Below are 13,296 nucleotides of genomic sequence, written 5' to 3' on the forward strand. Positions count from 1 at the left end.
CCTTTAAGTTGTCAGGAGCAAGCAAGTGTCTAAGTTACCTCTTTATTTTGATTATGCTGCAACCACGCCGGTAGACCCTGTTGTAGCAGAAAAAATGATGGGATGTTTAACGCAGGATGGCTTGTTTGGTAACCCGGCATCGCGTTCGCATAAGTACGGCTGGCAGGCAGAAGAAGCTGTCGATATTGCCCGGAATCAGGTTGCTGACCTTATTAATGCCGACGCGCGCGAAATTGTTTTTACCTCAGGTGCGACTGAGTCAGATAACCTCGCCATAAAAGGCGCAGCTCAGTATTACTCAGATAAAGGCAAACACGTTATTACACTTAAAACCGAGCACAAAGCGGTTTTAGATACCTGTGCGCAGCTGGAAAAAGAAGGCTTTGAAGTGACGTATCTGGATGTCGGAACAGACGGCTTGCTGGATATGGATTTGTTCCGCTCAGCCTTGCGCGAAGATACGGTGTTAGTGAGCGTAATGCTGGTTAATAACGAAATAGGTGTGCTTCAGGATATAACCACTATAGGTCAATTGTGCCGTGAAAATGGCACAATATTTCATGTTGATGCTGCACAGGCCGCCGGAAAACTTCCGATGAATATGGTCACGTTACCTGTTGATTTAATGTCACTTTCTGCGCACAAGATGTATGGCCCTAAAGGTATTGGCGCATTGTATGTACGCCGCACTCCGCGAGTTCGGCTGCTGGCGCAAATGCATGGCGGGGGTCATGAGCGTGGCATGCGCTCAGGCACGTTACCAACTCACCAAATTGTCGGTATGGGTGTAGCGGCGGAACTGGCTCTTAACGAGCTGGAACTGGAGCCCGCACGAATTGAAAACTTGCGTCAGCGACTATGGAAAGGGGTTAGCCAGTTAGAAGGTGTAACTTTGAATGGCTCTGACCAGCAACGGGTTCCGCATATTACTAACATCAGTTTTGCCGGAGTTGATGGTGAACTGTTGCTAATGGCGTTAAAAGATCTTGCGCTCTCATCGGGCTCGGCCTGTACGTCGGCCAGTGTTGAACCCTCGTATGTGTTAAGAGCATTAGGCGTTGAACATGAGCTGGCAATGAGTTCATTGCGCTTTAGTATTGGGCGTTACACGTCCGAAGCAGATATCGATAGTGCGGTAGAGCTTATCCACCGCACTATCGGAACCTTAAGAGGCGCTGCTTAGTCCTTAAGCAGGCCAGCAAAGGTTTTACGGAACTTAGCCAGCTTCGGTGAAATTACCGCCTGACAATACGGGTTTTCCGGGTTTCTGGCGTAGTAGTTTTCGTGGTAATTCTCTGCCGGGTAAAAAGTCCCTAACTCAGTCACTTCCGTTACGATAGGAGCTGCAAATGCTGCATCGGCTTCAAGTTCCGCAATAATACTTTCCGCTTCACGTTTTTGCGCGTCGTTATGATAAAAAATTGATGTGCGATATTGAGTACCCACATCGTTACCCTGACGATTCACCTGAGTTGGATCGTGCAAAGTGAAAAAGATTTCTAAGATTTGACGGTAAGAGATCTGCTCTGGATCGTACTGGAGTTGTGCAACTTCGGCATGTCCTGTTTCGCCACTGCAAACCTGCTCGTAAGTTGGATCGATGGTATGCCCGCCAGTGTAGCCCGATTTAACCGACTGAATGCCTTTTACCTGAAGGAAGGCTGACTCAACACACCAGAAGCAACCCCCACCAAGAGTGGCTTGTTCATATTCATTGTTCGCCATGTCAGAACTCCTTATCGTCAAATAGACGTCTATATGGCTATATAAGTTCTCTCATCCTAGCTGAGAATGAATGAAAAAACAATCACTGGGTATTCGATTTCTGCGCCGATCTCACGTATAATCCGCGCGACTGATTTATCCCTTAATTTTATTGGAGTTTATAACCATGGCTTTAGAGCGCACTCTATCAATTATCAAGCCTGATGCAGTTGCAAAAAACTTAATCGGCGCTATCTATAACCGTTTTGAATCTGCTGGTCTTCGCATTGTTGGTGCTAAAATGATGCACTTAAGCAAAGAACAGGCAGAAGGTTTCTACGCAGAACACAAAGAACGTCCTTTCTTTGGCGCTTTGGTTGAATTCATGACTTCAGGCCCTATCGTTGTTCAGGTTCTTGAAGGTGAAGACGCTGTACGTAAGAACCGCGACATCATGGGTGCTACGAATCCTGCAGAAGCACTGGCAGGAACTATTCGTGCCGACTATGCTGAAACTATAGACGAAAATGCGGTACATGGTTCAGATGCAACTGAATCTGCTGCACGTGAAATCTCTTACTTCTTCAGCGACGAAGAAGTTTGCCAGCGCACTCGCTAAGACTGTATTCGAATGTAGCCTGATGCTATTGCATCAGGTGATAGCCTGACGGAAACGTCAGGCTGCATCAGAAAACCGGAGCTTTATGACCAACGCAATAGATAAAAAAGTGAACTTACTCGACCTGAATCGTGAGGGAATTAAAGAGTTCTTTCGTGAAATGGGTGAGAAACCATTTCGTGCTGAACAAGTAATGAAGTGGCTGTATCACTTTTGTGTCGATGACTTTGATGAGATGACCAATCTTAATAAAGCCTTGCGTGAAAAGCTCAAGCAAGTCGCTGAAATACGCGCGCCTGAAGTTCGCGAACAGCAGCAGTCATCGGACGGTACGATTAAGTTCGCCATGACCCTGTTTGACGGTCAGGACGTGGAAACAGTATGGATACCCGAGGGTGATCGCGCTACTTTGTGCGTGTCTTCTCAGGTTGGTTGTGCATTAGAATGCACTTTCTGCTCAACCGGGGCTCAAGGCTTTAACCGTAACCTCAGTGTGGCAGAAATCATCGGTCAGGTATGGCGGGTGAATCAGCTGTTAGGGGCTTATGGCAAGACCGGAATTAAACCCGTAACGAACGTGGTTATGATGGGCATGGGGGAACCTTTGCTTAACTTAAACAATGTAGTTCCGGCAATGGAGCTAATGTTAGATGACCTGGGTTTCGGTTTATCCAAACGCCGCGTTACGTTAAGTACTTCAGGTGTTGTTCCTGCGTTGGAAAAACTGCGTGAACGCATTGATGTGATGTTGGCTATTTCGTTGCACGCGCCAGACGATGAGTTGCGCAACGAGATTGTACCTATTAATAAGAAGTACAATATTGAAGAATTTCTGGCATCCAGCCGTCGTTATGTTGAGCAGTCAAAAGCTCAGCGTAAAGTAACGGTAGAGTATGTCATGCTGGACCATGTGAACGATTCAACCGATCAGGCACATGCGCTGGCAAAAACCTTAAAAGATACCCCGAGTAAAATTAATCTTATTCCATTTAATCCTTTCCCGGGTTCGGACTACGGACGCTCCAGTAACTCGCGAATTGACCGTTTTGCCAAAGTGCTTATGGAGTACGGTTTGACGGTAATGGTACGGAAGACTCGTGGGGATGATATCGATGCAGCTTGCGGGCAATTAGTGGGCGATGTCATCGATCGTACAAAACGTATACTGAAACGTCAGCAGAAACAGCGTGGTGGGGAAGCAATAGCTGTAAAGACCACGTAAATTAACAGAATCGCAGGCACAAGGAGTGTGATAATGCGAACCGCTTTATTATTGATAGCCGCAGCGCTATATGGTTGTACCGCTAACCCTGAACAGTCGGTATCTGTGGGTAATGATGTACGGTTGCAGCTTGGACTTGCTTATTTGGCGCAAGGGAAATTGAAGCTTGCGCATCCGCATTTGCAAACCGCATTGACGAACAATCCCCGGTCTCTGGATGCCAATCTTGCCTTAGGGCAATGGTATTTAGCGACAAATGACGTTGATTCTGCTTTGTCACTTTACCAACAGACATTATCATGGCAACCTATGAGCGGTGCATTGTACAATAACTATGCGGTTGCACTGTGTGTGGCTGGTGACTGGGAAAAAGCACTCAGGTATTTTGATAAAGTGACATTGGATCCAGTGTATCCACATCATGCCAGAGCTGAGGCCAATAAAGCCGAATGTCTGGCTCGGGTAGGTCACGACGCAGCTCAACCATAACAGGGAAACCCCTTACAATCATGACTGCTGAAAATGAATCAACACAAGATAACAAAAAGCCAGAATCGGAAGCGGCACAAGAAACAGAGCAAAAGCCGAGTAAAGGTCCTGGTGAAATTCTGAGAGAAGCCCGTGAAGCTAAAGGTTTAGAGCAACGCGAGGTTGCAGACCAGTTGCGTTTGCGAAAGCAGATTATTGAATTACTGGAAGCCGATGATTATTCAACTTTCTCTACGGCAACCTTTATTAAAGGTTATTTACGCTCTTACGCCAAACTGCTTGATTTAGACGATACCGAGCTGTTTGAGGCTTATAAAGCCAGAGGCTATAAAGAAGTTGAAAGCAGCCAGATGCAGAGCTTCTCAAGACGTAAAAAGCACGAGGAAAGTGACAACCGCTTAATGTTAATTACTTATGTCGTTATCATTATTGTCGTTGCCTTGGTTATTTGGTGGTGGCAAGAGCCGGATCTTGGTTTTAGTGAAGGCGAAACTGGCACACAGGAAAGTTCAGAAGTTTCTCCGGTAAATACTGATGATGAAACTGATAACGTCGGTGATATTGAAATTTCAAACCAGCCGACGGAGCCACAAATTGAGCCGAATGAAGATGAAGCCGTATTAGAGTCGGAAGTTGAAACCGATGATACGAATGTTGCGGTCGAGTCTGTACAAGAACCCGTTAGTGAAAACGGCGCGAATGATAACGAGAACAACGACGAGAATACCAGCGAGAATATCAGCCAGAATAACGACGAATCGCAAGCCGATAATTCTGAGTCTGCGGCTAATGATACCCAAGAGTTACCAACTGAAACTGCTGAGCCGACAGATAACGAAGTTGAAACTCCGACTGAGTCCGCGCCTGTTGAGCCGTCGTCGCAATCAGAAACTGTTTCAGCCAGTCTGGTGTTAGAGTTTAATGAAGAATGCTGGGTTAAAATTGATGATGCTTCCGGTGAAACTCAGGCGGTTGGTGTAAAAGCTGCAGGCTACCGTATGCCAGTTCCTGGCGAAGCGCCTTTTTCAGTAACACTGTGTAAACCTGAAGCTGTTAATGTCAGCTTTAACGGTGAAGCCTTCAGCATGGACCAGTTCCGGACTGGTCGTGTCGCGCGCTTCACCGTACCGTCAGAAGAGCAGTAGAGGTCAATTTAAGGTTATGATGCACGAAAATCCAATTAAACGCCGTCCTTCACGCCGATTGTATGTAGGCAATGTGCCTATTGGTGATGGCGCACCGATTGCTGTGCAGTCCATGACAAATACCGAAACAACCGATGTTGATGCGACCGTTGCGCAAATAGAAGCGCTGGCTCAGGCTGGTGCTGATATTGTTCGTGTGTCTGTACCAACAATGGAAGCTGCCGAAGCTTTTAAGCAAATAAAGCTACGCAGTCCTGTCCCCTTGGTTACTGACATTCACTTTGATTACCGCATTGCGCTTAAAGTTGCCGAATATGGTGCTGACTGTTTACGTATCAACCCGGGCAATATAGGCCACGAAGACAGAATAAAAGCTGTAGTAGATGCAGCACGTGAGCGTAACATTCCAATTCGTATTGGAGTTAATGGCGGTTCGTTAGAAAAAGATCTACAAGAAAAGTATGGGGAACCCACAGCCGAGGCGTTAGTCGAGTCTGCAATGCGGCATGTCAATATTCTCTACAAGCTGGACTTCTACGACTTTAAAGTCAGTGTTAAAGCGTCAGACGTTTTTCTAGCGGTTGAATCCTATCGTTTATTGGCGAAAGAAATTGATCAACCACTGCACTTAGGTATTACCGAAGCTGGCGGTAAGCGTAGCGGTGCGGTTAAGTCCTCAGTTGGTTTAGGCATGTTGCTGGCAGAGGGTATTGGTGACACGCTGCGAGTTTCGCTCGCTGCCGACCCTGTTGAAGAAATTAAAGTTGGCTTTGATATATTAAAGTCACTGCGTATTCGTGCACGGGGCATTAATTTTATTGCCTGCCCAAGTTGTTCCAGACAAGAGTTCGATGTTATCAACACCGTTAATGCCTTAGAGGAACGTCTGGAAGATATTACTATTCCCATGGATGTTTCAATTATAGGCTGTGTGGTTAATGGTCCGGGCGAGGCTCTGGTATCGCATGTAGGTCTTGCTGGCGCAAAAAACAAAAGTGGCCTGTACATTGGCGGAGCACGTCAAAAACTCCGGCTGGATAACCAAAATTTAGTGGATGAGCTGGAAGCTCAAATTCGCGAACAGGTTAAGTTCATAGAAGCTAATAAAATTGACGTAAAAGAAATTAACGGTTGATTTTACCCGCATCGACAAAGTCCCTATAATACCCGCTTATTTTCTGTATCGATAACCAGACGAGAAGGTTCCGTGGCGAATACAATCCAAGCAATTCGTGGCATGAATGATTTGTTGCCAGAGCAGAGTCCGGCCTGGCAGCAGGTTGAAGCAGTAATACGACGTGTTGCTGCAAGCTACGGATATAGCGAAATCCGTATGCCAGTGCTGGAAAGCACACAACTGTTTAAACGCTCTATTGGTGAAGTTACCGATATTGTCGAAAAAGAAATGTATACCTTTGATGACCGCAATGGCGAAAGTGTGACCTTGCGCCCTGAAGGGACAGCGAGCTGCGTGCGTGCGGGTAATCAGCACGGTTTGTTGTACAACCAAATTCAGCGTTTGTGGTACATGGGGCCTATGTTCCGTTACGAACGTCCGCAAAAAGGTCGTTATCGTCAGTTTCATCAGTTTGGTATTGAAACCTTTGGTTTAGAAAGCGCCGATGCCGACGCGGAAGTCATTCTGCTTTCGGCTAGATTATGGCGCGAGTTTGGTATTGCTGATCAGGTCGAGCTGCAACTGAACTCTCTGGGATCTAATGAAGCTCGGGCGAATTACCGTGATGCGTTAAAAGCTTACTTGTCTGACTATGAAAGCGAGCTGGATGACGACAGTAAACGCCGGCTTGAAAGCAATCCGTTGCGTATTCTGGATAGTAAAGACGAAAAGACTCAGAAGATTCTGGAAGGTGCGCCTAGTCTATCCGAATACTGGGACGCTGAATCGAAAGAGCACTTTGAGCAATTAACGGCTCGTCTGGAAGCGGCTGGTATTTCATATACTTTAAACGAACGTTTGGTTCGTGGTCTGGATTATTACAACCGTACCGTGTTTGAATGGGTCACCACGGCTCTGGGCGCTCAGGGTACCGTTTGTGCCGGTGGTCGTTATGACGGTCTGGTTGAACAATTAGGCGGTAAGGCTACGCCTGCAGTCGGTTTTGCCATGGGCATGGAACGTTTGGTGCTGTTGCTACAGGAACAAGGTAAGCTCACCCCAAGACGAGTGGTTGATGCTTACTTAATGCCGCTAGGCGAAGAAGCGGAACTAAATGCCCCGCGAATTGCCGAACAGCTGAGAAATGAATTACCGGAACTGCGACTGGTAAGCCACTGTGGTGGCGGTTCTATGAAGAAACAAATGAAAAAAGCCGATAAGTCGGGTGCACAAGTGGCACTCATTATCGGTGCAGATGAAATCGCTCAGCAGCTGGTAACCGTAAAACCGTTACGCACTGCTGAAGAACAACAAACTCTGGGCTGGCAGGCACTTATTGAGTTTCTGCAGCCGCTGACAAGAGGGTAGTCAGGTGGATAATACCGAAGAACAACAAGTAGAACGTTTAAAAGAGTTTTGGAAAGAACACGGTAAAGGTATTGTTGCCGGCGTGGTTATTGGCTTTGGTTTGTTTTATGGCTGGCGTTATTATGACCAGCATACGCTGGAAACTCAGCAGCGTGCTTCAGCAAATTACGAGCAATTGACGGCCGAACTCTCTGAAGGTAGCGAGAACGCGGTACTGGAAGCGCAAGAGTTTGTCAGCGAGAACCCCAAAAATGTTTACGCGCAGTTGGTGGCTTTGCAGTTGGCTCAGCACTCGGTGGAGCGCGCTGACTTAGCAACAGCGGTTACTGCGTTACAGTCGGTAGTCGACAGCGCTGAAGACGAAAACATGTCGGCCTTAGCCAGTATCCGGTTAGCTCGGGTATTAATTGCTCAGGAACAGCTTGACGCTGCTTTAAGTCTGGTTAAGAAACCGTTGCCAGAAGCTTATGCGGGCTTTGCCGCAGAGCTTGAAGGCGACATTTTGGCTGAGCAGGGTAATACCGAAGAAGCTCGTGCCGCATACGAACGCGCATTGCAGGCTGGTGAGTCATTGACTCCGGCGCTGCAAATGAAACTCAACAGCCTGGTTAAGTCATAATGCAATTGATTAAACGCTTTACCAAAGGCAGTTTGTTATTGACTGCTGCAGTTCTTGTTAGTGGTTGCTCTATATTCGGCGACGATGATGAAGAGCCTAAGTTTGCTGTACTTCAGCCTATTTCCGAGCAAGTACAAGCAAAAGTTTTATGGGACGCCTCAGTTGGAAGCGGTATAGGTGAGCACTTCTCCCGACTGAATCCTGTGGTTGAATATGGCAAGGTTTTCGCCGCCGACCGAAATGGCATCGTCAGCGCATTTGATAAGTCCACAGGTGAACGCCTTTGGCGAATTGATTTGCGTCAGCGTATTACATTTGATGAAGCTACGGATGAAGGTTGGTTCAGCGGCTTATTTGCTAGCCCTTTCCCGGCGCGCATATCTGGTGGCTTAGTTGCTCAGTATGATCGTGTCTTTTTGGGCACTGAAAATGGTGATGTTGTTGCTCTGGATGCTGAAACTGGCGATCTTGTTTGGCATACCGAGGTGAACAACGAGGTCATGTCAGACCCAGCCGTCGGCGAAGGCCGTGTCGTCGTTCACACTGGTGGTGGGAAAGTTATTAGTCTGGACGCCGAAACCGGTGAAGAGCAATGGGAATATGAATATCAGACACCCATGCTGACTGTTCGTGGTGCCTCCGCTCCGGCGATTATTAGTGGTGGTGTTGTCGTTGGTGATAGCAACGGTTCTGGTATGGTACTAATTGCAGACAGTGGGCAGCAAGCCTGGAGTCAGCCTATTGGTAAGCCCAGTGGAAGTACAGAACTGGAACGTTTAGCCGACGTTGACGCAAAACCCGCTACGCAGGGAACTACCCTGTATATGGTTGCGTTTAACGGAGAGCTGGTCGCGCTTGAACTCATGAGTGGCGAAGTACGCTGGAAACGCGACTACAAAGCATTTGAAAACATGTTGGTGACTAGTGGCCGAATTTTCTTAACCGATGTGAACAGCCACGTTTACTCACTTGACCAGAGCGGTGGTATTGAGCGTTGGAGTAACACCGAGCTGTTTGGGCGTAAGCTAAGCGCGCCCGCATGGCATCGCGGTAATATTGTTGTTGGTGACTTTGATGGCTACTTGCATTGGCTGGACAGTGAAACCGGCAACATTGTTGGTCGTTACGACGTTGGCGGCGATGGAGTCTATGTTGCTCCTGTCGTGGATAACAACATTATGTATGTACAAACTCGGGACGGTGATATCATCGCGCTCGATACTCAATCAGGAAATGAATAAGAGATGTTACCTGTTGTCGCGCTCGTCGGGCGCCCAAATGTGGGGAAATCCACGCTTTTTAATCGTTTAACGCGAACTCGCGACGCACTGGTAGCGGACTTTCCCGGGTTAACCCGGGATCGTAAATACGGTCAGGCAAATTACGACGGTTATCAATTTATTGTTATTGATACCGGTGGTATTCATGGTGATGAAGAAGGCATTGACGAAGAAATGGCAAAGCAGTCGCTGCTTGCTGTTGACGAAGCCGATGTGGTTCTTTTCATGGTGGACGCGCGTGACGGTGTTACCGTTGGTGATCAAGCCATTGCTGACCATTTGCGTAAGCAGAATAAGAAAGTTTACCTGGTCTGTAACAAAATTGACGGTATTGATGCCCATTCGGCAATGGCCGACTTCTATTCGTTATCTTTAGGCGAACTTTACGGTATTGCGGCGGCTCATGGCCGTGGTGTTGAGCAGTTACTGGAAATTTGCTTTAAGCCAATAGCGGAAGAATACCCCGATGTTATCGTGCCCAAGGAGGTTGAGTCTGAAGAGCTGGAGCATGATGAAATTGACTACGATAAGCTGCCACTTAAACTGGCTATTGTTGGTCGTCCGAACGTCGGTAAATCAACTTTAATCAATCGCATATTAGGTGAAGAGCGGGTTGTCGTTTATGACATGCCAGGCACTACTCGCGATTCCGTGTATATTCCTATGCAGCGGAACGAGCGGGAATATGTTCTGATTGATACCGCAGGAGTCCGTCGTCGTGGGCGTATTGGTGAGGCTATCGAGAAGTTTTCGGTGGTTAAGACCCTGCAGGCAATTGAGGACGCAAACGTTGTCCTTATTGTGGTTGATGCACGTGAAACTATCAGTGATCAGGATCTCAACTTAATTGGCTTTGCATTAAATGCCGGTCGTTCAATTGTTATTGCGGTGAATAAGTGGGATGGTTTGCAAAACGACCACAAAGAAGAGATAAAGCGCGAGCTGGATAGACGCTTAGGCTTCGTTGACTTCGCCCGTTTGCATTTTATTTCCGCGCTGCACGGTACAGGTGTTGGTCATTTATTTGAGTCGGTTGAAGAGGCTTATGCCAGCGCAACGCAACGCATTAGTACCTCTAAGCTGACGAAAATAATGGAAATGGCGCAGGAAGAGCATCAGCCGCCACTGGTAAGCGGTCGCCGGGTGAAACTTAAATATGCGCACGCAGGTGGCTATAATCCACCACGTATTATTATTCACGGCAACCAGGTAAAGGATTTACCGGGGGCTTATCAGCGCTATTTAATTAACTACTTCCGGAAATCTCTGGGCGTTATGGGTACGCCAATAAAAGTAGAATTCCGTGAACCGGTTAACCCTTATGAAGGTAAGAAAAACCAACTTACTTTGTCGCAGCAGCGAAAACGCAGACGCTTGATGAAGTTTCTGAAGAAGAAAAAATAGTTTTAAACGAGAAAGCCTGCTAATTGAGCAGGCTTTTCTTTATCTATTAATTAAAGTCTGAGGGGCTAAAACGGTACTCGGTCAGGCAGTAATCACAGGTCATCATAATTTCGCCTTCCTCGGCTAAAATTTCCTGAATTTCTTCCGGGCTTACTGAGGCCAGTGCCTCCAGCGTGCGCTCACGTGAACAGCCGCAAACAAAAGTGACTTCCTGTGACGGATACAGATGCACTTGCTCTTCATGATAAAGACGATGCAATAGCTCTTCAGCCGGTAGTGTGAAAATTTCTTTGGCTGTAATGGTGTTGGTTAAAGTGGCCAGATGTTCGAACCCGGTTAAGTCCATGCCGGTTGCAGGCAGGCGCTGTAACAGCATTCCTGCTGCATGTTCGCCGTCGGCGTGCAGCCAGACCCGGGTGTGTAGCTGTTCTGACTGTTCAAAATAGTCTTCCAGCATGGCTGCAATTGAATCGGCGCTGGCACTGACAACGCCCTGATAACGCTCACCGGTATCGGGAGTCAGGGTTATAATGAGTTGGCCTTTGCCTATCATTGATTGCAAATCAGCGCTGTCAATTTCGGCTCTTAACCGGGCTATACCCCGAAGTTCCTGATTATGGTTGCCATTAACTGCTATAAAGTTAAGTGGTCCATCGCCCTGAAGTTGCACTGCAATATGACCTTCAAATTTTAAAGTGGCAGTTAATAATGATACTGCAGCCATCATTTGCCCAAGCAACTCCTGAACTGGCGCAGGATAGTCATGGCCACGGAGCAAAGTTTGGTAGCTGCTGGTCAATTGAACGAGCTCACCCCGCACATCGTGCTCTTCAAAGGTGTAGCGTGACAATTGATCAGTTGGGTATTCCATGGGCACTCCTGTTTATCGACAACAAGCGGTTTACTCACCGCTGTCTTTCATTCTGATAAGTTGACGGCGCTGCTTTTTGTCTGGCCGTCCATCCGGGTGCGGATTATACAACGCATTAAGCTTTCTTGCTTCCGCATTTTTTTCGCGCTTTTCTATGCTCTCAGGGGTTTCCCTATAGAGTAATTGCGCCTCGCTGGCACCGCGGCGTTGTTCACTTAATTCCATGACTTCAACTTCTTTTGTATCGAAGCCCTGACGCAAAGTGATAATAGCGCCAAGCTGAACAACCTTAGAAGGCTTGCTACGCTGCCCATCATAATGTACTTTGCCTGACTGAATCATTTGTCGGGCAAGTGCTCTGGTTTTGTAGAATCTTGCAGCCCACAGCCATTTATCCAGACGAATGGGACTTTCTTTTCGAGTTTTTGTCATAAAACCGCAACGAATTCGTTATAAACTTTGTGTTAACCGATTGTTGACTCATGTCGCCTGCGCTAGAATGCATGAATCGCCTTTTGTCAGTGTAACAAGAATAAGAATAAAGTGACTGCCCGACTCCAACAAATATTTAAAGATACTCAAATGTGGCGCCGCTTAATGCAAGCGCTAACGGCTTTCGCATGGTTTTTGGTTGCGGTATTGCTGGCTCGGTTTACCTGGTCACTGATTAACCCTGCAGAGCCCGACGACAGCGCGGTGTTACCTATAGTTACGGTTGATTCTACTGCAACTGGCTCGATGAATTTAGAGACTTTAACGACGCTGAATCTTTTCGGAGCAGCAGAGCGGGGGAACCGTCCTAAAAGCGTTCAAAATGCGCCGAAAACATCATTAAACGTCCGTCTGATAGGCGTCTCTGCCAGCTCTAACCCTGAACGTTCAGCAGCTATTATTCAGCAAGGCAGCAAGCAACAAACCTACATTATTGGTGAGAGCCTGGGCAGTTCATCGGTGACTGTAGAAGAGATTCATGCCGATCGCGTTATTCTTGATAATAACGGCCGATTAGAAACGTTGAAAATGGAAGACATTGGTGAGGACAGGCCTGCACTGTCTTTAATTGTAGGTGACTCAGATAACTCTGGTGCGCTGGTACCTGTCGATAGTGATGACAGCAATCCGGTTAATGATGATGCGACTGTTGAACAACAGTTGGCCCAGGTTGCTGATAATCCTTCGTCGTTACTCGATTACGTGAATATTTCGCCAGTACAAATTAATGGCGAGTTAAAAGGATACAAACTGAATTCAGGCAAGAACCCCGAGTTATTTCGGGATGCTGGATTCCAGAATGGTGATCTTGCAGTGGCTATTAACGGCTACGATTTGACCGACATGGAGCAGGCCATGCTTGCTAGTCAGGAACTGTCGGAACAAGAGCGAGTCACCATAGAAATTGAGCGCGGCGGTGAAAGGATGGAACTGTCGTTTGAGCTACCGGTAAAACAGGATAATTGA

At 47.2% G+C, this 13,296-nt stretch carries 14 protein-coding genes; 11 read left to right on the plus strand and 3 right to left on the minus strand.

Annotation, left to right across the window (positions count from 1 at the left end):
* Positions 1-25 precede the first annotated feature (25 nt).
* Positions 26-1,183, plus strand: coding sequence for an IscS subfamily cysteine desulfurase (locus B2U97_RS03320; protein ID WP_011235268.1), 1,158 nt, complete (start codon positions 26-28; stop codon positions 1,181-1,183).
* Here the strand turns inward: B2U97_RS03320 and msrA are convergent.
* Entirely contained in the window at positions 1,180-1,725 is a 546-nt protein-coding gene (gene msrA / locus B2U97_RS03325; RefSeq protein ID WP_011235267.1) for a peptide-methionine (S)-S-oxide reductase MsrA, read from the minus strand. The genes B2U97_RS03320 and msrA overlap by 4 nt on opposite strands.
* 166 nt (positions 1,726-1,891) lie before the next feature.
* On the opposite strand from msrA, the gene ndk reads away from it, so the two are divergent.
* From ndk to der, 9 genes are all read left to right on the plus strand, one after another.
* Positions 1,892-2,323 (plus strand): nucleoside-diphosphate kinase, encoded by a 432-nt coding sequence (gene ndk / locus B2U97_RS03330; RefSeq protein ID WP_011235266.1) that lies wholly within the window; start codon positions 1,892-1,894, stop codon positions 2,321-2,323.
* A gap of 85 nt (positions 2,324-2,408) precedes the next feature.
* Complete coding sequence (locus B2U97_RS03335; protein WP_011235265.1) at positions 2,409-3,545, plus strand: bifunctional tRNA (adenosine(37)-C2)-methyltransferase TrmG/ribosomal RNA large subunit methyltransferase RlmN; 1,137 nt, start codon at positions 2,409-2,411, stop codon at positions 3,543-3,545.
* A 33-nt stretch (positions 3,546-3,578) separates the two neighbouring features.
* Positions 3,579-4,034 carry a tetratricopeptide repeat protein gene (locus tag B2U97_RS03340; protein WP_011235264.1) on the plus strand — a complete coding sequence of 152 codons (456 nt, stop codon included), beginning with the start codon at positions 3,579-3,581 and terminating at the stop codon, positions 4,032-4,034.
* Positions 4,035-4,054: 20 nt separating this feature from the next.
* Positions 4,055-5,179: a RodZ domain-containing protein gene (locus B2U97_RS03345; RefSeq protein ID WP_286823033.1), complete on the plus strand. Its 1,125-nt coding sequence runs from the start codon at positions 4,055-4,057 to the stop codon at positions 5,177-5,179.
* 16 nt (positions 5,180-5,195) lie between these two features.
* Complete coding sequence (gene ispG, locus B2U97_RS03350; protein WP_034822376.1) at positions 5,196-6,314, plus strand: flavodoxin-dependent (E)-4-hydroxy-3-methylbut-2-enyl-diphosphate synthase; 1,119 nt, start codon at positions 5,196-5,198, stop codon at positions 6,312-6,314.
* Between the two features lie 72 nt (positions 6,315-6,386).
* Complete coding sequence (gene hisS / locus B2U97_RS03355; RefSeq protein ID WP_286823032.1) at positions 6,387-7,664, plus strand: histidine--tRNA ligase; 1,278 nt, start codon at positions 6,387-6,389, stop codon at positions 7,662-7,664.
* 4 nt (positions 7,665-7,668) lie between these two features.
* Positions 7,669-8,283 (plus strand): YfgM family protein, encoded by a 615-nt coding sequence (locus B2U97_RS03360; protein ID WP_011235260.1) that lies wholly within the window; start codon positions 7,669-7,671, stop codon positions 8,281-8,283.
* The gene (bamB, locus tag B2U97_RS03365; protein WP_011235259.1) at positions 8,283-9,524 is read left to right on the plus strand and encodes an outer membrane protein assembly factor BamB; all 1,242 of its coding nucleotides are present in this window, start codon (positions 8,283-8,285) and stop codon (positions 9,522-9,524) included. Before B2U97_RS03360 ends, bamB begins: the two co-directional genes overlap by 1 nt.
* A 3-nt stretch (positions 9,525-9,527) precedes the next feature.
* Entirely contained in the window at positions 9,528-10,967 is a 1,440-nt protein-coding gene (der, locus tag B2U97_RS03370; RefSeq protein ID WP_272990861.1) for a ribosome biogenesis GTPase Der, read from the plus strand.
* 46 nt (positions 10,968-11,013) lie between these two features.
* Here the strand turns inward: der and hslO are convergent, their stop codons facing one another.
* Positions 11,014-11,838, minus strand: a complete 825-nt coding sequence (gene hslO / locus B2U97_RS03375; protein ID WP_011235257.1) for an Hsp33 family molecular chaperone HslO — start codon at positions 11,836-11,838, stop codon at positions 11,014-11,016.
* A 30-nt stretch (positions 11,839-11,868) separates the two neighbouring features.
* A complete protein-coding gene (gene hslR, locus B2U97_RS03380) occupies positions 11,869-12,270 on the minus strand; it encodes a ribosome-associated heat shock protein Hsp15 (RefSeq protein ID WP_011235256.1) in 402 nt (133 codons plus the stop codon).
* 150 nt (positions 12,271-12,420) lie between these two features.
* Between hslR and gspC the strand changes: the two genes are divergently transcribed.
* Complete coding sequence (gene gspC / locus B2U97_RS03385) at positions 12,421-13,296, plus strand: type II secretion system protein GspC (protein WP_011235255.1); 876 nt, start codon at positions 12,421-12,423, stop codon at positions 13,294-13,296.

Source organism: Idiomarina sp. UBA3176 (genome assembly GCF_002364295.1).
Lineage (GTDB): Bacteria > Pseudomonadota > Gammaproteobacteria > Enterobacterales > Alteromonadaceae > Idiomarina > Idiomarina loihiensis.

Excerpts from the sequence above, each read along its gene's own strand:
- ndk (WP_011235266.1), top strand. The coding sequence starts at position 1,892 with ATGGCTTTAGAGCGCACTCTATCAATTATCAAGCCTGATGCAGTTGCA.
- B2U97_RS03340 (WP_011235264.1), top strand. The coding sequence starts at position 3,579 with ATGCGAACCGCTTTATTATTGATAGCCGCAGCGCTATATGGTTGTACC.
- msrA (WP_011235267.1), bottom strand. The coding sequence starts at position 1,725 with ATGGCGAACAATGAATATGAACAAGCCACTCTTGGTGGGGGTTGCTTC.
- bamB (WP_011235259.1), top strand. The coding sequence starts at position 8,283 with ATGCAATTGATTAAACGCTTTACCAAAGGCAGTTTGTTATTGACTGCT.
- hslR (WP_011235256.1), bottom strand. The coding sequence starts at position 12,270 with ATGACAAAAACTCGAAAAGAAAGTCCCATTCGTCTGGATAAATGGCTG.
- ispG (WP_034822376.1), top strand. The coding sequence starts at position 5,196 with ATGATGCACGAAAATCCAATTAAACGCCGTCCTTCACGCCGATTGTAT.
- gspC (WP_011235255.1), top strand. The coding sequence starts at position 12,421 with ATGTGGCGCCGCTTAATGCAAGCGCTAACGGCTTTCGCATGGTTTTTG.
- der (WP_272990861.1), top strand. The coding sequence starts at position 9,528 with ATGTTACCTGTTGTCGCGCTCGTCGGGCGCCCAAATGTGGGGAAATCC.
- B2U97_RS03335 (WP_011235265.1), top strand. The coding sequence starts at position 2,409 with ATGACCAACGCAATAGATAAAAAAGTGAACTTACTCGACCTGAATCGT.
- hslO (WP_011235257.1), bottom strand. The coding sequence starts at position 11,838 with ATGGAATACCCAACTGATCAATTGTCACGCTACACCTTTGAAGAGCAC.
- B2U97_RS03345 (WP_286823033.1), top strand. The coding sequence starts at position 4,055 with ATGACTGCTGAAAATGAATCAACACAAGATAACAAAAAGCCAGAATCG.